Source organism: Microbacterium sp. K35, assembly GCF_004794375.1.
GTDB classification, from domain to species: domain Bacteria; phylum Actinomycetota; class Actinomycetes; order Actinomycetales; family Microbacteriaceae; genus Microbacterium; species Microbacterium sufflavum.
The window spans coordinates 1-20493 of sequence record NZ_SSDM01000424.1 but is presented as its reverse complement, the minus strand read 5'-3'; the positions used below and the strand labels follow the sequence as shown (position 1 = coordinate 20493).

Here is a 20493-nt window from a genome sequence, read left to right as displayed (position 1 = left end):
GTCGGTGTTACACCGCAGACTGCTGGTGTTACACTTGACGCATGCCGACCAAGCACCCGCGGACCAACATCACGCACACGCCGCAGGTCGCCCGCGCCCTTGACGTGGCACGACGGCGGTGGCCGGAGGAGGAGCGCGACAGTGCCCTGATCCTCCTCCTTCTCGAGGAGGGCGCCCGCGCTGTCGAAGAGCACGCGGATGAGCGTGATGCCCGGCGGGCGCAGCGACTCCGTTCTCTCGCCGGACGGTACTCGGGTGTCTACGGCGACGATTACCTGGAGCGCGTCCGCGAAGGCTGGGACGAGTGATCGTCGTCGACGCGGGTGTGCTCATCGGTCTGCTCGACGACCGCGACGCGCACCACCGGGCGGCACTGGAGATGCTCGAGCGCACGCCGCCGCCGTACCTGGTGCATCCGCTCACGCTCGCCGAAGTGCTGGTCGGGCCGGCCAGGGTCGGTCGCGAGGCTCAGGCCTGGGACGACCTGAAAGAGATCGGCGTCGAGGTCGCGGCCCTCGGCCCTGACGAGCCGCTGGCTCTTGCACGGTTGCGCGCCGAGCACCGGTTGAAGATGCGGGACACGTGTGTGCTCGCCACGGCCGTGCATCACGGGTGCCGTCTCGCGACGTTCGACCGTCAGCTGGCCGCGGCCGCCGCGCGCAGCGGACGCGCGCTCGACTGACCGCGCCGTCACTGCGCGCGGACGACACCCCGTCGGCGGCCGACCCACACGACCAGTGCGGCGGTGGCGAGGATGATCGCGGCGATCAGCAGCACATACAGCGCCACGGTCCCGTAGCCGCCCGGCTGGTGCGGGTTGAGGAACGGGTAGGGGTACCACCAGTGCTCGCCCGTCCCCGGGGAGACCACGAGGTTCGCGCGCACCAGGGTGTACACGACCCAGACGATCGGGAAGACCGCCGCGACCGCGACGGCGCTCCACCGCAGTGCGCGTCGACGCGGGGCGACCAGCACGTCGAGCAGCATCAGCAGGGGGATCACGACGTGCAGCACCTCGTTCGACCACGCGACCGTGGCACCCTGCGGCAGGGCGATGCCGCGCAGGAGGGTGTTGTAGACGACGCCGGTCACGATCATGTAGCTGCTCGCGCACATCAGCAGGACCGCGAGCCAGCGCGGCTCGGGGTCGGTCGTGTCGCGGTGGCGCAGCGCCCACACGGCCCCGGCGGCGAGGGCGACCGCCGCGAGCACGTTCGACTCGATCGTGAAGAAGCTGAAGAAGTTCGCGATCACGGTGGGGAGGTGGCCGCCCCACGCGGTGTCGGCGTCGCGCGCGATCTCCAGCGTGCGCAGGAGCTGGGCGACGATGGCCGCCACGGCGAGAGCCGATGCTGCGAGCCGCGCGTAGGGCCACCACCGTGTCATACCGACCTCCGTCGCACACTGTAGCGGCACGGAATCCTGCCCACCGCCACCCGGTGTCCGTTGCGTACGACAGGATGGGGCAGACGATGCGGAGGGGGTGGCTCGATGTCGTACGACCTCGAGGTGTACGGAAAGGTCTCGCTGACGGCGAAGGAACTCGCGAAGGTGGTGTCGTCGGTGCGGGGACTGAAGGCCACGGTCGACCGGCGCGCGCAGACGATCTCCTCCATCGTGCACAAGCGCGGCCGTGCGGCGGCGTTCGAGCTCGACGGGCCCAATCTGCTGGAGCCGGAGGACATCCCGGAGGAGTGGACGGAGGCGGCCGGCTCCACGGTGCTCTACAGCATCCACGTGCCGTATGCCGTGCAGTCCGACGGAGGGTTCTCGTTCCGTGTCGACGAGCGCGATCTGGCGGCGGCGACGGCTTTCGCGGCGCGGCTGGCGGAGCGCATCGACGGCACGGTGATCGACTCGCAGACCGTCGAGCCGCGCGAACCAGAGCCCGCGCCGGAACCCGAGCCCCCGCGCCCGCGCTTCCTGCACCTCCGCTGGTATCGCCTGCTCGACGACCGGAACGACCAGGACCTCGCCGCGATCTATCTCCGCACCGCTCGCGAGTTCTTCCGGCCGGGGGTGCCCTCGCGTTTCGGCACGCACGAACCATTCCAGGGGCGGTTCCCCCGCGACGACGACGCCCTGTTCGACACGATGTACCGCGAGTCCTGCTACATCGGCACCCTCATCCTCGCCGGCAAGCCGATCGAGCACGGGACCATCGACGGCTGGACCAACGACCTGAGCCGGCGCACGCAGACGATCGGGCTGAAGTTCGAGCTCGATCGGCTCGTGAAGCTCAAGGCTCTCGGCGCCGTCGAGTCGTTCGTGGTCGCCCTCGCCGAACGCACCGGCTCCTTCTTCGCTTTCGCCGAGGTCAGCACGAGGCGATACGGAACCGCTCAGCCGTCCATGGACGTGACGCTCGACGACCCGTGGAGCGGGCTGCCGACCGACCCGCAGTGGCTCACCTGGTTCGGCCCGGAGTACGCCGAGCTCGTCGCGCCGCACCTCGACCCCGCGCGAACGACGGCCGCGGCGCGGGGAACCCTGCTGCGCTGGACCGAGCACCCCGCCGAGGCGGAGGAGCTGCGCGCACTGAGCGGCGACCCCTGGATCCCCGCCGACTTCCGGGGCGTGTTCGACCCCGCCGTCGACGAGCGATGCCGCAGGGCAGCCGCCGTCATGCCGGCGTCTCTGCGCTATCCCGCCGCGGGCTCGCCCCAGGCCCTGCGCATCGAGGCGCACTATGCGCGGGCGCGCGACGTGCAAGCCAGGTCGGGCGCGCGGCCGGGGGAGGGACGCCGATGACGCTCGAACAATCGGGTGCAGGTCCCTCGTCGACCGCGCGGGACTTCCTCTGGACGACGGGCGGCCCGTGGGTGTACGTCGGTCACGGCGAGCCAGGTCGCGAGAAATGGATCCCCTCGTGGTTCTACGCGGAGCCAGGACGGGACGACGTGTGCGTGCGCACCCTGCGCGGATGGAAGATGCGGTCCTACGAAGGACTCATGAACGAGTTCGGTGCCGCTCTCCAGTTCTTCGACGGCTTCGGCGAGAACTGGCCGGCGCTGAGCGATTGCCTCCGCTCCCTGGACGAATGGCTGCCGGCGAGTGCCTACGTCCTCGTCGTCGAGCGCGCGGAAGAGGTCCTGGTCGACGATCCGCTCGACCTGGAAGCGTTCTTGCGGACGCTGCACTTCGCAGGTGAATCCTGGTCGGAGCCGGTGGACGGTCCTGCGGTCCACGCTCGGCCGCCGACCCCGTTCCATGCACTGCTGAACGTCAGTGACGCGCATCCGGAGGGCATCGACCGCTTCGTCCGCGTCGCAGCCGGCGCACGCACCGACATCCCCCTGCGTGAGGGCGGCACCCGATGACGACAGTGGTCTCCGAGGGGTGGCACTGACGCCCCCGGGTCCGGCGACGGCACGGCGGTACGTCAGGATGGGGAGACGCGCACGGGAGGGGATGCACGGTGTCGTACGACGTTGAGGTTTACGGGAAGCGCTCGCTGCGACCGCGTGACCTGGTCTCAGTGATCACGGAGGACGCCGCGCTCCATGCCGACGTGACCGCGGAACCCGCGGGGATCTCGGCGGTGGTGCGCGCGCAGGGGGGCTCCCACTGCTTCCTCGTCGACGGACCGAGCCGCCGGGATCGCGAGGAGATGCCGGAGGGGCGGGCCGACCTCGCCGGGCGACGCGTGCACTACAGCATCTCCGTGGCGTACGACGAGGAGGTCGAGGCCAACACGGCCCTCGCCCTCGCGTTCGCGGCGCGGCTGGCCACACGGGTCGACGGCGTGGTGGTCGACGCGCAGACCGAGGATCCGCCCCCGCCCGCCGCACGTCCCGCGGAGCCTGAGCTGTTCCTGCACCTGGAGTGGTTCCGCGTCATCGACGAGCACAGTGCCGACTTCGCCGCGCACTACGTCGCGGCGGCCGAGGAGTTGTTCCCGCGGGCGCTGCCCCGGGCGTTCGGCCACTGGTCGCCGACGCTGAAGTTCGCGAAGGAAGGCGCAGCGGGGTTCGACCGGTTCTACCGGGAGGAGTGCGCCACGGACCGGATGCGGATCGCCGGACGCAAGCCGCTGGAGTACGGGTACCTCGAGGAGTGGTCGCATCAGCAGATCGGGGAGCGCCAGCGTCTCGGGCTGGTGCTCGACGCGACGACACTGGTGAAGCCACGTCCGGCCGCGGCCGTCGAGGCGTTCTTCGTTGACCTGGCCGCGCGCTGCGGCAGCTTCTACGCGTGCGCGGACGTGCGGCCGTCGAGATACCAGCCGCCGGTGGCGGGCGCGAAGTGGGGCGAGTGGACCGGGCTCCCCGTCGAGGCGCCCTGGTTGAGCTGGTTCGCTCCCGACTACGCCGAACTCGTGCGCCCGCATCTCGTCGACGGCGAGCTGCGTGAGTCCGCCAACGGCCTCCTCCACATCTCCCGCACGTCCCCGGCTCCGGAACCTTCGGAGGACCGGGATTCCTGGCTTCCCGAGGATTTCGTGCCCCTTCTCGGCGACCCCGACGATCGCAGGCTGGCGACGGCGACGGCGCGTGTGATGCCGGAGCGGCTCCGCTCGTCGAACCGCCTCGTACGGACGCGCTGAGCGTCCATCCCCACCGAAAGGCCAGCCATGCTGTCGGACTACAACCGCTCGGTCCTCGCGGAGATGACGCACGCGATGCAGCGGCTCGAGCGGGGCGAGTCGTCTCTGGTCGACGCGCAGTCGTCGCTGTCCGCGCGAGGGCCCCTGTTCGAGAACGACGGGTCGGGGATCCGCGATCTCGCCAGATCGATGACCGCCCGGATCGAGGACATCGCGGACCTCGACGGCGAGGATGGCCGCGACAGCGCGATCGAGTGCTTCGCGCGCTTCCGTCGTGAGGTCGAGTGACGCCGCCCTCAGCCGCATCCACCGCCGGAGGGGTGTCGGAGGCCGCCCGATAGGATGGGGACGCCCGAAGAGGGCCAGCTCATCGGCCGGTGCAAACCCGGCGAAAGCAGGGGAGAACCCATGCCAGGAATCGTGATCGTCGGCGTGCAGTGGGGCGACGAAGGAAAGGGCAAGGCCACCGATCTTCTCGGTGAGCGCACCGACTGGGTGGTGAAGTTCAACGGCGGCAACAACGCCGGGCACACCGTCGTCGTCGGCGACGAGAAGTACGCGCTGCACCTGCTGCCCTCCGGCATCCTGTCGCCCGGGGTCACCCCGGTCATCGGCAACGGCGTGGTCATCGACCTGGAGGTGCTGTTCTCGGAGCTCGAGGCCCTGTCGGCCCGCGGCATCGACGTGTCGCGCCTCAAGGTCAGCGCGAACGCGCACATCATCACGCAGTATCACCGCACGCTCGACAAGGTCACCGAGCGCTTCCTCGGCAAGCGCAACATCGGCACGACGGGCCGCGGCATCGGTCCCGCGTACGCCGACAAGATCAACCGCGTCGGCATCCGGGTGCAGGACCTGTTCGACGAGAACATCCTGCGCCAGAAGGTGGAGGGCGCGCTCGACCAGAAGAACCACCTGCTGGTGAAGGTCTTCAACCGCCGCGCCGTCACGTGCGACGAGATCGTCGACGACCTGCTGTCGTACGCCGAGCGGCTGCGCCCGATGGTCGCCGACACCGGCTACCTCATCGACCAGGCCCTGAACCGCGGCGAGGTCGTGGTGTTCGAGGGCGGCCAGGCCACCATGCTCGACATCGACCACGGCACCTACCCGTTCGTCACGTCGTCGTCGGCCACGGCCGGTGGGGCCTCGACGGGTTCCGGTGTCGGTCCCGGTGCGCTCGACCGCATCGTCGGCATCGTCAAGGCGTACACGACGCGCGTGGGCTCCGGCCCGTTCCCGACCGAGCTGTTCGACGAGCAGGGCGAGTGGCTGCGCAAGCAGGGCTTCGAGTTCGGCACCACGACCGGGCGGCCGCGCCGCGTCGGCTGGTACGACGCGCCGATCACCCGCTATGCCACGCGCATCAACGGCATCACCGACCTCGTGCTGACCAAGCTCGACATCCTCACCGGGCTCGAGCAGATCCCGGTGTGCGTCGCCTACGACGTCGACGGGGAGCGCTTCGACGAGGTGCCGGTGAACCAGACCGACTTCCACCACGCGAAGCCGATCCTTGAGTACTTCCCCGGCTGGAGCGAGGACATCTCGACCGCGCGCACCTTCGAGGACCTGCCGCAGACGGCGCAGGACTACGTGCTGGCGCTGGAGCAGATGAGCAACACGCGCATCTCGGTGATCGGTGTGGGCCCCGAGCGCGATCAGGTGATCGTGCGCCACGACCTGCTCGACTGATCGAGGGGAGACGACCGTGACGCGCTTCTGGCTCGGCGGCTACGGCCCCGCGATGGACGGCTCCGCCGAGGGCATCGGCGTGCTCGCGGGCGACGAGGGTCGTGAGGCGAGCACTCTCGCGTATCGCGGGGCGGTGACGGCGACCCCGTCGCCGTCGTGGCTCGCGCAGCACCCGGGTCTCGACGTGGTGTACGCGGCGCTGGAGGGTGATGCGGCCGTGCAGGCCTTCGCGCGCACGGGTGACACGGCCCTCGCGCCCCTGGGCGATCCGGTGGCGACGGGCGACGGCGTGTGCCACGTCGCGGTGTCTCCGACCGGGCAGACCCTCATCGCGAGCTGCTACGGCGACGGACGCGTGGTGCGGTTCGGCATCGCGGCGGACGGACGGCTCGTGCCGGCGAAGGAGGATGCGGCGGCGGCACTGCGCGCGGCGCTGTTCGGCGAGGGTGACCCCGACGCCGCCCCCGCGACCCCCGCGGGCGACGGTGTGGCCGCGACCGACCCCTACGGCGGACCGGACCGCGCCTCGCACGCGCACTCGGCCGCGTTCCTGCCCGACGGCCGCGTGGTCACGACCGATCTCGGCTTCGACCTCGTGCGGTTCTGGCGGTTGACCGGCAGCGGGCTGACGCTCGACCAGGATGTCGTGCTGCCGCAGGGCACGGGACCGCGTCATATGGTCGTGCATCCGAGCGGGCACCTGCACGTGGTCACGGAGTACTCGTGCGAGGTGTTCACCCTGGCGGCGGCGGCCGACGGCACCTGGAGCGTGGTGTCGGCGACGACCGCGAGCCCGGTGGCGCAGGTCGGCAGTGACTTCCCCGCCGAGCTCGCCCGCACGCGCGACGGGCAGTTCCTGTACACGGCGCTGCGCGGCAGCAACACGATCGCGGCGCTGCGTGTGCGCGGCAGTGGGGAGGCGCTGGAGCCGGTGGCGCTCGCCGATTCCGGAGTCGACTGGCCGCGCCATCACCTCGTGTATCAGGGCAAGCTGCTCGTCGCCGGGCAGCGCTCCGACACGGTGACGCTGCTCGACCTCGACGAGCGCACGGGTGCGCCGCTCGGCGTGCGGCATGAGGCGCAGGCCCCGGCGCCCACGAGCATCCTCCCGCTGCGCTGAGCCGATGCGTCGCGGATGCGCGTCATCCGCTTGACCTCAAGGAAACTTGAGGTTCTACGGTCGACCTCATGACCACCGAGACCGGGCGCGCCGCGCCGTCCACGCCACCCACGCCACCCACCCCCCGCATCCTCGGCGGCGAGTACGTGTGGATCACGATCGGCGCGTGCGCCCTGGTGTTCCTCGGCGCGTTCGAGTCGCTGGCGGTGACGACGGTGATGCCCGCCGTGAGCGCCGACCTCGACGGCGAGCGGCTGTATGCGCTCGCCTTCGCCGGACCGCTCGCCACGAGCGTGATCGGCATGGTCGCGGCGGGCAACTGGGCGGATCGACGCGGTCCGGTCGCCCCGCTGTACTCCTCGATCGTGCTGTTCGTGGTCGGCCTCCTGATCGCGGGACTCGCGCCGAGCATGGAGGTGCTGGTCGCGGGCCGGTTCGCGCAGGGCCTGGGCAGCGGCGGGCTCATGGTGGCGCTGTACGTGGTGGTCGCCCGGGTCTACCCGCAGGCGCTGCACCCCGCGATCTTCGCCGGGTTCGCCGCCGCGTGGGTGATCCCCTCGCTGATCGGTCCCACGATCGCGGGCGCGGTGACCGAGCTGTGGAGCTGGCACTGGGTCTTCCTCGGCGTCGTCGTGCTGGTGCTCGTCGCGCTGCTGATGATCGTGCCGGCGCTGCGGGGGCTGTCGAACGAGGGTGACGCGGCGACGCCGTGGGCGGTCGCCCGGCTCGGCTGGTCGGTGCTGGCGGCGGTCGCGGTGCTCGCCCTGAACCTGGTGGGCGACGTGCCCGGCGTCGGCCCGGCGCTGGCCGTCGTCGCGGTCGTCGTGGCGCTCATCGCCGTGCGACCGCTGGTCCCGCGCGGCACCTTGCGGGCCGTGCGCGGCCTGCCGTCGGTGATCCTGGTGCGCGGTCTCGCCGCTGCCGCGTTCTTCGGTGCGCAGATCTATCTGCCGTATCTGCTCACCGACCGCTACGCCCTGACGCCGACGGTCGCCGGGCTCGCACTCACCGGCGGCGCCCTCGCATGGTCGCTCGCCGCGACCGTGCAGGGGCGGATGGGCATGCGGCTGTCGAGCGTGACCGCGGTGCGCCTCGGGACGGCTCTCGTGCTCGGAGGGATCCTGCTGACGGTCGCGATCACCGCGTTCGAGGCGGACGCGGTGCTGATCGCGGCCGCCTGGGTGGTGGCGGGGGCGGGGATGGGCCTGATGAGTCCGCGGTCGAGCGCGCTCACCCTCGCCCTGTCGACCCCGGAGACGCAGGGGTTCAACAGCGGTGCGATGACGGTGGCCGACTCGTTCGGCAGCGCGCTGGCCCTCGCGGTGACGAGCATGGTCTTCCTCGCGCTGGCCGCCGCCGATCCCTTCCTCGGTGTGTTCGCGCTGGCGGCGCTGCTCGCGCTGGCGGCCGCCGTGCTCGCGCCGAGGGTTCGCGCCGGGGGTGCCAGCACGGAGGCGCGCGCGTGATCTGGCGACCCGGATCCTCCGCACGGCGGATCCGGGAAGCGCGGGATCGGGGAGAGCGGGAGAAGCGATGGCAGGCGGAAGCGGGAGGAGTGCAGACATGACGGGTACGGGCACGACGGGCACGGATGTGAGGGGCGGGAACGTGACGGGTGTGGAGACGACGGCCGCTCGGCGGGGTGGAGACGGCGCGGCGCCGGTGGCGACGATGGCGGCGATCGTGCAGCGCGAGTTCGGCGAGTCCGACGTGCTGCGGATCGAACGGGTGCCGGTACCGGAGCCCGGCGAGGGCGAGGTGCGCATCCGCGTCGCGGCGGCAGGCGTGCACGCGGTCGACCTCGATATCCGGCGCGACGCGGCGCCCCCGTCGATGCCGCGCCCCGTGCTGCCGATGACCCCGGGGCGCGAGGTCGCGGGGATCGTCGATGCGGTGGGTGCGGGCGTCGACGCCGACCTTCTCGGCGCGCGGGTGGTCGCGCACGTCGGCTTCCGCAGCGGCGGGTATGCGCAGTTCGCCCTCGCGGCGGCTGCTGCGCTCCACCCGGTGCCCGCGCACGTGCCGTTCCCGCAGGCGGTCGCGGCGATCGGCAGCGGGCGCACGGCGCAGCTCGTGTGGCAGGCGGCGCAGATCGGCGCGGACGACGTGGTCCTGGTCACCGGTGCCTCGGGCGGACTGGGCAGCCAGGTCGCGCAGCTCGCGCTCTCGGTCGGGGCGACCGTGGTCGCGCTCTACGGTGGCGAGGCGAAGCGCGCGGTGGTGGCGCAGCTCGGGCGTCGGGTCGAGCACTCCGCCGCGCGCCTGCTGCCGCTCGATGCGACCGACGACGCGTGGCCGGATCGTCTGACCGGCCTCCTGGACGGCGCGGTGCCGACGGTCCTGCTCGACGGGGTCGGGGGTCCGACGGGACGCGCGGCGCTCGAGTCGCTCGGGCGCGGCTCCCGCGTCGTGATCATCGGATGGTCGAGCGGCGAACTCCTCCGTGTCGACGGCGACGACATCGTGCAGAACTCGCTCACCGTGACCGTGCCGCTGGGCCGGGCCATCGCCGACCTCCGGGTGCTCGAGACGGCGGCCCTCGCGGCCGTGGCCGACGGGCGGGTCGACCCGCCCGTCGACGTGTTCCGGTTGACCGATGCCGCCGCCGCGCACGACGCCATCCAGCATCGCCGTCAGCGCGGGAAGGTCGTGCTCGTTCCCGACGCGGAGTGATTTGCGCGGAGGGCATCGGCCTCCCTACTCTGTTGAACGGTGTTCAGGTGAACACCGTTCAGGAAGGACACCCGATGACCCCCACCTCCCGCGACACCGGTGCGACGCTCGGCCGCATCGCCGTCTTCGCCGCCCTCATCATCGTGCTCGGCACGGTCGTCGTGCCGCTGCCCGGCGGGGTGCCGATCACCGCGCAGACCCTCGGCGTCATGCTCGCCGGACTCGTCCTCGGGCCGCGCGTCGCCCCGCTGTCGATCCTGGTCGTGCTCGCGCTCGCCGCGATCGGCCTGCCGGTGCTCGCGGGCGGGCGCGGCGGCGTCGGCGTGTTCGTGGGGCCGACCGCGGGGTACATGCTCGGCTGGATCGCGGGCGTCGTCGTGATCGGGCTCGTCCTGCGCACCGGTCGCCCGGCGTGGTGGCGGGTCGCGCTCTCCGCGCTCGTCGGTGGCGTGCTCGTGGTGTACGCGTTCGGCATCCCCGTGCAGGCCCTCGTCACGGGAGTGCCGCTCGACCTCACCGCGCTGTCGGCCCTCGCGTTCCTCCCCGGCGATCTGATCAAGGTCGCCGCGGCCACGCTGATCGTGGTGGCGCTGCGCCGGGCGTACCCGCGGGCGTTCGCGGACACGCGCGAGCGCGCCGCCGTCGCCTGACGTCGTCCGCCGCTCCGGTCGCCGTCGCGCGCCGACGCGACCGGAGCGTCTCGTCTCCGAGCAGTTTCGGCGCGGCGGGAACAACGCGCCCGTGACTCGACGTTCGTCATGAGCAAGACTTGCCTGACACGGGCGACGGAGAGGTGCGACGCATGACTGCCGACAAGACCGACGAGTACGACCTGATCGTGGTGGGTGCGGGGCCGGTGGGCGAGAACGTCGCCGACCGGGCCGTGCAGGGCGGGCTCACCGCCATCATCGTGGAGAGCGAACTGGTGGGCGGCGAGTGCTCCTACTGGGCGTGCATGCCGTCGAAGGCGCTGCTGCGCTCGGCGCAGGCGCTGCGGGCGGCGCAGCACGTGGCCGGGGCGTCGCAGGCGGTGACCGGCACGCTCGACGTGCGGGCCGTGTTCGAGCGCCGCGACAGCTTCACGAGCAACTGGTCGGACGACGGGCAGGTGTCGTGGCTGCAGTCGGCCGGCATCGACCTGGCGCGCGGCCACGGGCGTCTCACGGGCGAGCGCGAGGTCACCGTGACCGACGCCGACGGCGCCACCCGGGTGCTGCGGGCCCGGCACGCGGTCGCGATCAGCACGGGCTCCGACGCCGTGATCCCGCCGATCGACGGGCTCCGCGAGGCCTCCCCGTGGACCAGTCGCGAGGCCACCAGCGCCGAAGAGCTGCCGGAGAGCCTCGCGGTGATCGGCGGCGGTGTCGTCGCGGTCGAGATGGCCACGGCGTACGCCGCCCTCGGCTCGCGCGTGACCCTGCTCGCGCGCAGCGGGCTGCTGGGCGGCATGGAGCCGTTCGCGGGGCAGCGCGTGACGGCCGGCCTCGAAGAGCTCGGCGTCGACGTGCGCACGAACACCGGCACCACGGCGGTGCGCCGCGGCGACGACGGCGTGACCATCACGCTCGACAGCGGCGAGGAGGTCACGGCCGCCGAGGTGCTCGTCGCGACCGGCCGTTCGCCGCGCAGCGCCGATATCGGCCTGGAGGTCGTGGGGCTCGAACCCGGACGCTGGATCGAGACCGACGACACGCTGCGGGTGCCCGGGGTGGACTGGCTGTACGCGGTCGGCGACGTGAACGGGCGGGTGCTGCTGACCCACCAGGGCAAGTACCAGGCGCGGGCGGCGGGCGACGTGATCGCAGCCAGGGCGAACGGCGGCGAGGTCGACGACGCCCCGTGGGGCCGGCACGCCGCGACGGCCGATCACGCCGCGGTCCCCCAGGTCACCTTCTCCATCCCGGAGGTCGGCTCCGTCGGACTCACCGAGGCCGCGGCGCGCGAGGCGGGCACGGCCGTGCAGGTCGTGGACTACGACCTCGGGTGGGTCGCCGGCGCGAGCCTGTACGAGGACGGGTTCGCCGGGCAGGCGCGACTCGTGATCGACACCGACCGCGACGTCGTGATCGGGGCGACCTTCGTCGGCCCGGAGGTGGCGGAGCTCGTGCAGGCCGCGACCGTCGCGATCGTGGGCGAGGTGCCCATCGCGCGCCTGTGGCACGCGGTGCCCTCGTACCCGACCATCAGCGAGATCTGGCTGCGACTCTTGGAGGGCTACGGGCGCGACTCGGCGTGAGCCGGGCAATCCGATCCCGCGACCGCACCGAACACGATCCGGATTGTTTCTCATATTGACGACCCCGCGCGCAAGGCATCACCCGATGTCGGACGCGTCTTATACGCTCGAACCCACATCCGAGGAGGCAGGACCATGAAGGCTGTACTCGCAGGAACCGTGATCGCCGAGGCCGCACAGGACGACCTCATCCGCATCGAGGGCAATTGGTACTTCCCGCCCGCATCCGTCTCGCCCGACGTGCTCGTCGAGAGCCCCACGCCGTACACGTGTCCGTGGAAGGGCGAGTGCCAGTACTACTCCATCGAGGCCGACGGAGAGCTGCACAAGGATCTCGCCTGGTCGTACCCGCACCCGTACCCGTCGGCGTTCGACCGCGTCGGAAAAGACTTCTCGGGCTACGTCGCCTTCGCCCCGGGCGTCGAGGTGTCGGCCTGAGCCGCGCCCTCGCCCGCACGACCGTCGGAGAGAACCCCTCATGATCGAGTTCCGCCACGTCACCAAGCGCTTCCCCGACGGGACGCTCGCGGTGAACGACTTCAGCCTGGTGCTGCCGTCGCGCAAGACCACCGTGTTCGTCGGTTCGTCCGGCTGCGGCAAGACCACGCTGCTGCGCATGATCAACCGCATGGTCGAGCCCACGTCGGGCGAGGTCGAGATCGACGGGGAGAGCGTGCTCGCCGGCGACCCGGTGGCCCTGCGCCGCCGCATCGGCTACGTCATGCAGAACTCCGGCCTCATGCCGCACTTCAGCGTGATCGACAACGTCTCCACCGTGCTGCGCCTGAACGGCGTGAAGCGCAAGGAGGCGAACCAGCGGGCGCGCGAGCTGATGACCACGGTCGGCCTCGACCACGCTCTGGCCGACCGCTACCCGAGCCAGCTCTCGGGCGGGCAGCAGCAGCGCGTCGGCGTGGCCCGCGGTCTCGCCGCCGACCCGAACATCCTCCTGATGGACGAGCCCTTCGGCGCGGTCGATCCCATCGTGCGCGCCGACCTCCAGCAGGAGACGCTGCGGCTTCAGCACGAGCTCGACAAGACGGTCGTGTTCGTCACGCACGACATCGACGAGGCGTTCCTGCTGGGCGACCAGGTGGTCATCCTCGACAAGGGCGCCAGGGTCGTGCAGGTGGGCAGCCCGAGCGAGATCATCGAGAATCCGGCCGACGAGTTCGTCTCCGCGTTCATCGGTGCCGACCGTGGCCGCCGGGCGCTGCACCTCAAGCAGACGCCGCGCGGCACGGTCGTGGTCGACTCCGAGGGCCGCACCCAGGGCGCGATTGTCGACGCCCCCGACGACGTGGTCGACGAGGCGGCCGCGGCGAAGGCGGCCCCGTGAACTGGGCGGTCGACAACCTCGGCCTGATCCTCGACCTCACCGTCGCGCATCTGCGGCAGAGCGTCGTGCCGATCGTGCTCGGTTTCGTGCTGTCGCTGCCGCTCGGGTGGGTGGCCTGGCGCTACCGCCTGGTGCGCGGCCCGATCATCGCGCTCACGGGCCTGCTGTACACGATCCCCTCGCTCGCGCTGCTGATCCTCCTGCCCGCGGTGCTGGGCTACTCCGCGATCAGCGAGCCGAACCTGGTGATCGCCCTCACGATCTACGCGGTCGCCATCCTGGTGCGCGCGGTCGCCGACGGCCTCGACTCGGTGGACGACGACGTGCGGCAGGCCGCCACCGCGACCGGTTTCGCACCGTTCCGCCGTTTCTGGGCTGTCGAGTTCCCGCTCGCCGGCCCGGTGATCCTGGCGGGGCTGCGCGTCACGGCCGTCAGCACGATCTCGCTCGCCACGGTCGGCATCCTGATCGGCGTGCGCAACCTCGGGTACCTGTTCACCGACGGTCTGCAGCGCCGCATCATCGAGGAGGTCTTCGCGGGCGTGGTCGCGGTCGTCGTGATCGCCCTGATCGTCGACCTGCTGCTCCTCCTGGTCGGCAGGGCGCTCATGCCCTGGACGAGAGCGGTCACCAAGACGGCGACGAAGGCGGCGGCCGGCCGCACGGCGGCGATCGGATCGGCCGCATGAACCTGTTCGCGGAGGCCTTCGCGTGGCTGTTCTCGCCCGACCGCTGGCAGGGCGCGTACTCGCTGCCGGTGCTGTTCGGGCAGCACATCTACTACACGGTCGTCTCGGTCGTGATCGCCGCGGTCATCGCCGTGCCGCTCGGGTGGCTGATCGGGCACACGGGTCGCGGTCGGGAGATCGCCGTCGCGGTCTCCGGAGCGGCGCGCGCCATCCCGTCGTTCGGCCTCATGGTGCTCCTGGTGCTGCTGCTGGGCGTGCTGCGCACCCCGCTCGCGGCGATCATCACGTTCGTGCTGCTCGCGATCCCGTCGCTGCTGGCGGGCGCGTACACCGGACTCGAGGCCATCGACCGCCGGGTGCTCGACGCGGCGCGGGCCATGGGCATGACCGAGTGGCAGGTGTTCTGGAAGGTCGAGGTGCCGCTCGGGCTCTCGCTGCTCGTCGGCGGCCTGCGCTCGGCGCTCCTGCAGGTCATCGCCACGGTCACGATCGCCGCCTACGTGAACCTCGGCGGTCTCGGCTGGCCGATCATCCAGGGCATCCCCCTGCGCCGCTTCGATCAGGTGCTCGGCGGCGCGATCCTCGTCGCGGTGCTCGCCCTCATCGTCGACCTCCTGCTCGCCCTCGCGCAGCACGCCGCCGTCCCGCGCGGCGTGCGCACCCGTCCGCAGCGTCGCCGGGCCAAGGCGCCCGTCGCCGCGCCCGCTCCGGCGCCCGCCTGAACCACAGCGCCACCGAGGCCACAGCATCCGTCCGAACCACAGCATCCGTCCGAACCACAGCATCCGCAGGTCCCAGAGAAGAGGAAGTCCCATGTTCACCGCACGCACGTCCCGCTTCGCCCTCGCCGGCGGCGCCGCGATCGCCGCAGCGCTCGTCCTCGCCGGCTGCACCAGCAGCAACCCGCTCGACACCCCGACGGAGGACTCCGGTTCGGGTGGCAGCGACACCATCGTGATCGGCTCGCAGGCGTACTACTCGAACGAGATCATCGCCGAGATCTACGCCCAGGCGCTGGAGGCGGCCGACTTCACCGTCGAGCGCAAGTTCAGCATCGGTCAGCGCGACGCCTACATGCCCGACGTGGAGTCCGGCGCGATCGACCTGTTCCCGGAGTACACGGGCAACCTGCTCGAGTACCTCGACAAGGACGCCACCGCCACCAGCCCGGAAGACGTCTACGCCGCACTGCAGGAGACCCTGCCCGACGGCCTCACCGCCCTCGACTACGCCGAGGCGACCGATCAGGACACCTACACGGTGCTGAAGAGCTTCGCGGAGGAGAACGGCCTCACCACGATCGCCGACCTGTCGAAGGTCACCACCCCGGTCACGATCGGCGCGGCGCCGGAGTTCGAGCAGCGCCCCTACGGCCCCGCGAAGGCCAAGGAGGTCTACGGCGTGGACCTGGCGTTCTCGGCCACGGGCCCGACCACGCTCGAGTCGCTGCTGGCCGGTGAGATCCAGGTGGCCGACATCTACTCGGCCGACCCGGCTTTCCAGACCGAGGACATCGTGTCGCTGGAAGACCCGGAGAACATCATCCTGGCGTCCAACGTCGTGCCGATCGCGTCGAGCGATGTGGCCGACGAGATCGCCGACGTGATCAACGGCATCAGCGAGAAGCTGACGGCCGAGGAGCTCGTGGCCCTCAACGTGCAGAGCACGGTCGACAAGAAGTCGGCGGAGGAGATCGCGAAGCAGTGGCTGGCCGACAACGACCTCGCCTGAGCTGAGCTCGACGGAAGCGCCCGGTCCCTCGCGGGGCCGGGCGCTTCCGTGTGCGTGCCGAGGCTAGGTGCGGGCGTCCTGGCGGGGGACCAGGACCTGCTTGATGATGATGAGGATCGACGCGGTCACGGGCACAGCGACCAGGGCGCCGAGCAGACCGAGCAGTGTGCCGCCGGCCAGCGCCCCGATGACCACGAGCGAGCCGGGCACGGCCACGGCGCGGTTCATGACCCGCGGGGTGAGCACATACGCCTCGATCTGCATGTAGACGAGGTAGATCGCGGCGAAGATCAGCGCCGCGATCGGGTTGGTGAACAGCGCGAGTCCCGTGCCGATGATCCAGAAGAGCACAGAGCCGACGAGGGGGATGAGCGTCACGCAGAACGCGATCGCGGCCATGAGCGGCGGGAACGGCAGGCCGAGCACCGCGTACAGGATGAGGGCGAGGGTCGCGTTGCAGAACGCCAGCACGACCATGCCCATCACGTAGCCGCCCACGGAGTCGGTGATCTGCTCGCTGATGTCGCTCGCGCGGTCCCGGTCGCGCGCGGGCGCCAGGCGCAGCAGACCCTGCTTCATGGCCGGGAGCGTCGCGAGGAAGTAGAGCGTCAGCACCAGCACCACGATCGCGCCGGAGATGCCGGAGGCGATCGAGGCGCCCACCGCGAGGGCTCCGCCGCCGATGGTGGCGAGGTTGCCGATGTCGGACAGGAAGCTCTGCACCTCGCCGACGAGGTCTTGGAACTGGTCGCCGAACTGGTCGTTGAGGGTCTTGTAGAGGTCGGTTCCGGTGAAGTCCTGGACCATGCCGGGGACGGACCGGACGAACTCGGCGATCTGGTCGACGACGATCGGGATGATCATCCACAGCACCAGACCGAAGACCACGATGAGGGCGACGATCGTGATGACGACGGCGATGGCCCGGGAGAGGCCGCGCCGTTCCAGGAAGCGCACCGCCGGATCGAGGCCGAGCGCGCCGAACAGGGCGAGCGCGATGTAGATGAGCACGGTGGACAGGTTCCACAGGGCGAGGCCGATCACGAACGCGCCGAGACCGCCCAGGGTGACCAGGAAGCCGAACACGAACGGCCGGTCGATGCGCGTCCAGAACGAGCGGCTGGGTGTGGTCGGCTCGATCACCACCGGACGCGGCGGGGTCGCGGTGGTCGCGGGAGCCGCGGCGTCGGGCGGTCCGGGGAGCGCGGCATCGACGGGTGCCGGGGCCGCGTCCGAGGGCTGCGGGAGCGCGTCGTCGTGGGAGGCGGGGGCCGGCGACTCGTCGTTGCTCATGTGCACACGATAGCGCTGGACCCCCGCCGGTCAGGGGTGCCCCTCGCCCCTAGAGTGGGGGGATGACCGCCGTAGAGGATCCGAAGGCCGAGCTGCTCCGTCTGCGCGCCACCATCGACAACATCGATGCGGCGCTGATCTTCATGCTGGCCGAGCGGTTCCGCGCCACGCAGCAGGTGGGGCACCTCAAGGCCGAGCACGCGATGCCCCCGTCCGACCCGAAGCGCGAGGAGCAGCAGGTCGCCCGGCTGCGCGCGCTCGCCGAAGAGGCGCACCTCGACCCCGAGTTCGCGGAGAAGTGGTTCAACTTCGTGGTCGCCGAGGTCATCCGCCACCACACCGAGGCCGCCGAGAGCCGCTGACCTCAGCGGTCCCGCAGCATCCGGTCGCGCACCTCGCGCCGCAGCACCTTGCCGATGAGGGACCGCGGGAGCTCATCCACCGCGACGATCCGGCGCGGCACCTTGTAGGCGGTCAGCCGGGTGCGGCAGAAGTCGCGCAGCGCCTCGACGTCCGGCACCGCACCCTCACGGAACACCACGGCCGCCGCGACCTCCTCACCGCCGCTCGACCGCGGCAGGCCCACGACCGCGGCCGCCACGACATCGGGGTGGGCGTCGAGCACATCTTCCACCTCGCTGGGCGACACGTTGAAGCCGCCCGTGATGATGAGCTCCTTGCGGCGGTCCACGATCGTCACGAACCCGTCGGGCGAGACCTCGGCGATGTCGCCCGAGCGCAGCCAACCGCCGGGGAGCAGCGCCTCGGCCGTCTCGCCGGGGCGCTGCCAGTACCCCTGGAACACCTGGGGACCGCGGATCAAGAGCTCCCCGCGCTCGCCGGCGGGGACGTCCTTCTCCGGGTCGTCGGGGTCGACGAGCCGGATCTCGGTGCTGGGGAACGGCACGCCGACGGTGCCCGGTCGTCGCGTGGGTCCCATGGGGTTGCCGAGCGCGACGGGAGACGCCTCGGTCATGCCGTACCCCTCCACGAGCAGTCCTCCGGTCGCGTCCTCCCAGCGCCGCACGGTCGCGACGGGCAGGCTCATCGCCCCGGAGATCGCGAAGCGCACGCGGGACAGGTCGATGGTGCCGCGTCCGGCCGCCCGGGCGAGCTGGTCGTAGATGGGCGGCACGGCCGGCAGGAACGTGGGCGGGCGCGTGCGGGCGGCCGTCGTCACCAGGCCCAGGTCGAACGTGGGGAACAGCACCACGGTCGCGCCGATGCTGAGCGCGAAGGTGAGGCACAGCGTCATGCCGTAGGCGTGGAACAGCGGCAGCACGGCGTAGAACGTCTCCTCCCCGTCACGCAGTCCCGGCACCCAGGCGCGACCCTGCATCGCGTTCGCGCGGAGGTTGGCGTGACTGAGGATCGCCCCCTTCGGGGTGCCCGTCGTCCCGCTCGTGTACTGCAGCAGCGCGGTGTCGCCGAGTGCGGGCGCCGGCACGCGGCGGGAGATGCGGCCGTGACCGAGGAGCCCCTTCCACGGCCGTACGTGGCGTGAGCGCGGTGAGCCGGTGAGCTTGGCCCGCGACTCCCTGGCCTTCGGAAGGGGCAGTCGGAGGAGGAAGCGCTTCGACCACGGCATCGCAGTCGTGATGTCGACGCTCACGACGTGGTCGACGCGCACGTCGTCGGGGAAGCCGTCGATCGTGTCGGCGACCTTGTCCCACACGATCGCGACGCGGGCGCCGTGGTCCTCGAACTGGTGGCGCAGTTCCCTGGCGGTGTAGAGCGGGTTGTGCTCGACGACGATGGCGCCCAGGCGGAGCACGGCGTAGAACGCGACCACGTGCTGCGGGCAGTTGGGCAGCACGAGGGCCACTCGGTCGCCGGGGCTGACCCCGAGTCGCCGCAGTCCCTCCGCCGCGTGGTCGATCTGCGCGCCGAGCTCGCGGTAGGTCGTCACCGCGCCGAAGAACTCCAGCGCGGGACGGCGGCCGTACCGTCGGACGCTCGCCGCCATCATCTGCGGCAGCGTCTGGGTCGGCTCGTCGATCTCGGCGGGGACGCCCTCCGCGTACGCGGCGAGCCAGGGTCGGGTCGAGAGGCGGGGGTCGGTCATGTTCTCATCCTGCGCCACGGACGCGGGCGGCGCGGCCCCCTTGACGGGAGTCAGACCGGGAGCACACGTCCGGTGATCACGCCCTCGACGGCGCGCACGTAGGCGCGACCCACCTCCTCGTCGGTGACGGGGCGGTGGCCGGGGAAGCTGTCGAAGTAGCCGGGGGAGTTGGCGAGCACGTCGGGGGAGACCGCGTTGATGCGGATGCCGCGCGGTGCCTCGGCGGCGGCGGTGAGCACGAACGACTCCAGGGCGCCGTTGGCCATCGCGGCGGCGGCGCCGGTGGCGATGGGCTCCCGGGCGAGCACCCCGCTGGTCAGCGTGATCGAGCCGCCGTCGGCGACGACGGGAAGGGCCTCGCGCACCACGTCGAGCTGGGCGAGCGTCTTGCCCGTGAACGCCGCGAGGTAGTCGTCGCGGCTCAGGTCGCTGAGCGGCCGGAAGGGCACCGAGCCGACGGCCACCACGACCGCGTCGAGGCGTCCGATGCGCGCGAACAGCTCCCGGATCGACGACGGGTCGGTCACGTCCACGCGCTCATCGCCGCTGCGGGAGGCGCGGATCACCTGGTGGCCGCGGGTCTCCAGGGTCGCGGCCACCACGCCGCCGATGCTGCCGGTCGCGCCGATCACCAGTGCCTTCATGGGTGCCTCCGTGGGGTCTCTTGCTTCCGCGCGCAGACGCGCACCGCTCGAGTCTTGCACCCTTCGCGACGGGAGGGTCGGCGAGGGCCAGGGTGTCGGCGGGACGGGGTCAGCGGGGGCTGAACGCTGCAGCGACCACGCGGGCGGCGGCCCCGCGCAGCACCGCGTCGTCGAGCGTGCTGGAGGCGACCGCGGGCCCGAGCGAGGGGTGCGACGCCGCGCGGACCGCGGTCGCCGTGGCCTCGACGAACGCGGGGGTGGCGATGTCGGACGGTCCGCTCAGCAGGATCGACGGAAGGTCGACGGCCGCGGCGATCACGGAGAGCGAGGTGCCCAGTCGCGCCCCCGCCTCGGCGAGCACCGCGTCTCGGTCTGCGCCGGGCTCGTCGAGACGGCGGCGCAGCGCGGGCGTCGACGCCCACGCGTGCACGCAGCCGTCGCGTCCGCACAGGCAGCGTGCAC

The 20493-nt window shown here is 71.6% G+C and carries 22 protein-coding genes and 1 pseudogene; 18 read left to right on the top strand and 5 right to left on the bottom strand.

Translation table 11 applies throughout. The annotated features are described in order from the left end of the window. Positions 1-41 precede the first annotated feature (41 nt). Both DW299_RS18570 and DW299_RS18565 read left to right on the top strand, forming a co-directional pair. Positions 42-308 carry a hypothetical protein gene (locus DW299_RS18570; RefSeq protein ID WP_136037453.1) on the top strand — a complete coding sequence of 89 codons (267 nt, stop codon included), beginning with the start codon at positions 42-44 and terminating at the stop codon, positions 306-308. Beyond that, the gene (locus DW299_RS18565) at positions 305-682 is read left to right on the top strand and encodes a type II toxin-antitoxin system VapC family toxin (protein WP_168443183.1); all 378 of its coding nucleotides are present in this window, start codon (positions 305-307) and stop codon (positions 680-682) included. Before DW299_RS18570 ends, DW299_RS18565 begins: the two co-directional genes overlap by 4 nt. An 8-nt stretch (positions 683-690) precedes the next feature. Here the strand turns inward: DW299_RS18565 and DW299_RS18560 are convergent, their stop codons facing one another. Further along, on the bottom strand, positions 691-1386 hold the full coding sequence (locus DW299_RS18560; protein WP_136030835.1) for a Pr6Pr family membrane protein: 696 nt from the start codon (positions 1384-1386) through the stop codon (positions 691-693). A gap of 105 nt (positions 1387-1491) precedes the next feature. Here DW299_RS18560 and DW299_RS19345 point away from each other — a divergent pair, with 105 nt between their 5' ends. From DW299_RS19345 to DW299_RS18490, 15 genes are all read left to right on the top strand, one after another. After that, the gene (locus tag DW299_RS19345; RefSeq protein WP_168443182.1) at positions 1492-2751 is read left to right on the top strand and encodes a hypothetical protein; all 1260 of its coding nucleotides are present in this window, start codon (positions 1492-1494) and stop codon (positions 2749-2751) included. Beyond that, positions 2748-3320 carry a barstar family protein gene (locus tag DW299_RS19340; RefSeq protein WP_168442816.1) on the top strand — a complete coding sequence of 191 codons (573 nt, stop codon included), beginning with the start codon at positions 2748-2750 and terminating at the stop codon, positions 3318-3320. Before DW299_RS19345 ends, DW299_RS19340 begins: the two co-directional genes overlap by 4 nt. 98 nt (positions 3321-3418) lie before the next feature. Beyond that, the gene (locus DW299_RS18550) at positions 3419-4546 is read left to right on the top strand and encodes a hypothetical protein (RefSeq protein WP_168443181.1); all 1128 of its coding nucleotides are present in this window, start codon (positions 3419-3421) and stop codon (positions 4544-4546) included. Positions 4547-4573: 27 nt separating this feature from the next. Then, a complete protein-coding gene (locus tag DW299_RS18545; RefSeq protein ID WP_136030839.1) occupies positions 4574-4834 on the top strand; it encodes a hypothetical protein in 261 nt (86 codons plus the stop codon). Between the two features lie 120 nt (positions 4835-4954). After that, the gene (locus DW299_RS18540; protein WP_136030841.1) at positions 4955-6241 is read left to right on the top strand and encodes an adenylosuccinate synthase; all 1287 of its coding nucleotides are present in this window, start codon (positions 4955-4957) and stop codon (positions 6239-6241) included. A 16-nt stretch (positions 6242-6257) separates the two neighbouring features. Further along, complete coding sequence (locus DW299_RS18535) at positions 6258-7361, top strand: lactonase family protein (protein WP_136037450.1); 1104 nt, start codon at positions 6258-6260, stop codon at positions 7359-7361. A 68-nt stretch (positions 7362-7429) separates the two neighbouring features. Next, the gene (locus tag DW299_RS18530) at positions 7430-8827 is read left to right on the top strand and encodes an MFS transporter (protein WP_136037449.1); all 1398 of its coding nucleotides are present in this window, start codon (positions 7430-7432) and stop codon (positions 8825-8827) included. Between the two features lie 97 nt (positions 8828-8924). Further along, positions 8925-10034 carry an SDR family NAD(P)-dependent oxidoreductase gene (locus DW299_RS18525; protein ID WP_205814449.1) on the top strand — a complete coding sequence of 370 codons (1110 nt, stop codon included), beginning with the start codon at positions 8925-8927 and terminating at the stop codon, positions 10032-10034. Between the two features lie 74 nt (positions 10035-10108). Beyond that, complete coding sequence (locus DW299_RS18520) at positions 10109-10684, top strand: biotin transporter BioY (RefSeq protein ID WP_136037448.1); 576 nt, start codon at positions 10109-10111, stop codon at positions 10682-10684. A 152-nt stretch (positions 10685-10836) separates the two neighbouring features. After that, complete coding sequence (locus DW299_RS18515) at positions 10837-12270, top strand: dihydrolipoyl dehydrogenase family protein (RefSeq protein WP_136037447.1); 1434 nt, start codon at positions 10837-10839, stop codon at positions 12268-12270. A gap of 135 nt (positions 12271-12405) precedes the next feature. After that, positions 12406-12708, top strand: a complete 303-nt coding sequence (locus DW299_RS18510; protein WP_136033303.1) for a DUF427 domain-containing protein — start codon at positions 12406-12408, stop codon at positions 12706-12708. Between the two features lie 40 nt (positions 12709-12748). Continuing rightward, on the top strand, positions 12749-13609 hold the full coding sequence (locus tag DW299_RS18505; protein WP_136037446.1) for an ABC transporter ATP-binding protein: 861 nt from the start codon (positions 12749-12751) through the stop codon (positions 13607-13609). After that, a complete protein-coding gene (locus DW299_RS18500; protein WP_136037445.1) occupies positions 13606-14298 on the top strand; it encodes an ABC transporter permease in 693 nt (230 codons plus the stop codon). The genes DW299_RS18505 and DW299_RS18500 overlap by 4 nt, the downstream gene beginning before the upstream one ends. Further along, entirely contained in the window at positions 14295-15020 is a 726-nt protein-coding gene (locus DW299_RS18495) for an ABC transporter permease (protein WP_136037444.1), read from the top strand. Before DW299_RS18500 ends, DW299_RS18495 begins: the two co-directional genes overlap by 4 nt. 91 nt (positions 15021-15111) lie before the next feature. Continuing rightward, complete coding sequence (locus DW299_RS18490; protein ID WP_136033312.1) at positions 15112-16029, top strand: ABC transporter substrate-binding protein; 918 nt, start codon at positions 15112-15114, stop codon at positions 16027-16029. A 63-nt stretch (positions 16030-16092) separates the two neighbouring features. Here the strand turns inward: DW299_RS18490 and DW299_RS18485 are convergent, their stop codons facing one another. Continuing rightward, positions 16093-17322, bottom strand: a complete 1230-nt coding sequence (locus DW299_RS18485; protein WP_136033318.1) for an AI-2E family transporter — start codon at positions 17320-17322, stop codon at positions 16093-16095. 62 nt (positions 17323-17384) lie between these two features. Between DW299_RS18485 and DW299_RS18480 the strand changes: the two genes are divergently transcribed. Further along, complete coding sequence (locus DW299_RS18480) at positions 17385-17684, top strand: chorismate mutase (RefSeq protein WP_136033320.1); 300 nt, start codon at positions 17385-17387, stop codon at positions 17682-17684. A gap of 2 nt (positions 17685-17686) precedes the next feature. Here the strand turns inward: DW299_RS18480 and DW299_RS18475 are convergent, their stop codons facing one another. From DW299_RS18475 to DW299_RS19335, 3 genes and pseudogenes are all read right to left on the bottom strand, one after another. Further along, positions 17687-19387, bottom strand: a complete 1701-nt coding sequence (locus tag DW299_RS18475) for a long-chain-fatty-acid--CoA ligase (RefSeq protein ID WP_136037443.1) — start codon at positions 19385-19387, stop codon at positions 17687-17689. Between the two features lie 50 nt (positions 19388-19437). Continuing rightward, positions 19438-20031, bottom strand: a complete 594-nt coding sequence (locus tag DW299_RS18470; protein ID WP_136037442.1) for a short chain dehydrogenase — start codon at positions 20029-20031, stop codon at positions 19438-19440. Between the two features lie 109 nt (positions 20032-20140). Continuing rightward, a pseudogene (locus DW299_RS19335) lies at positions 20141-20493 on the bottom strand (ROK family protein); the annotation flags it as partial.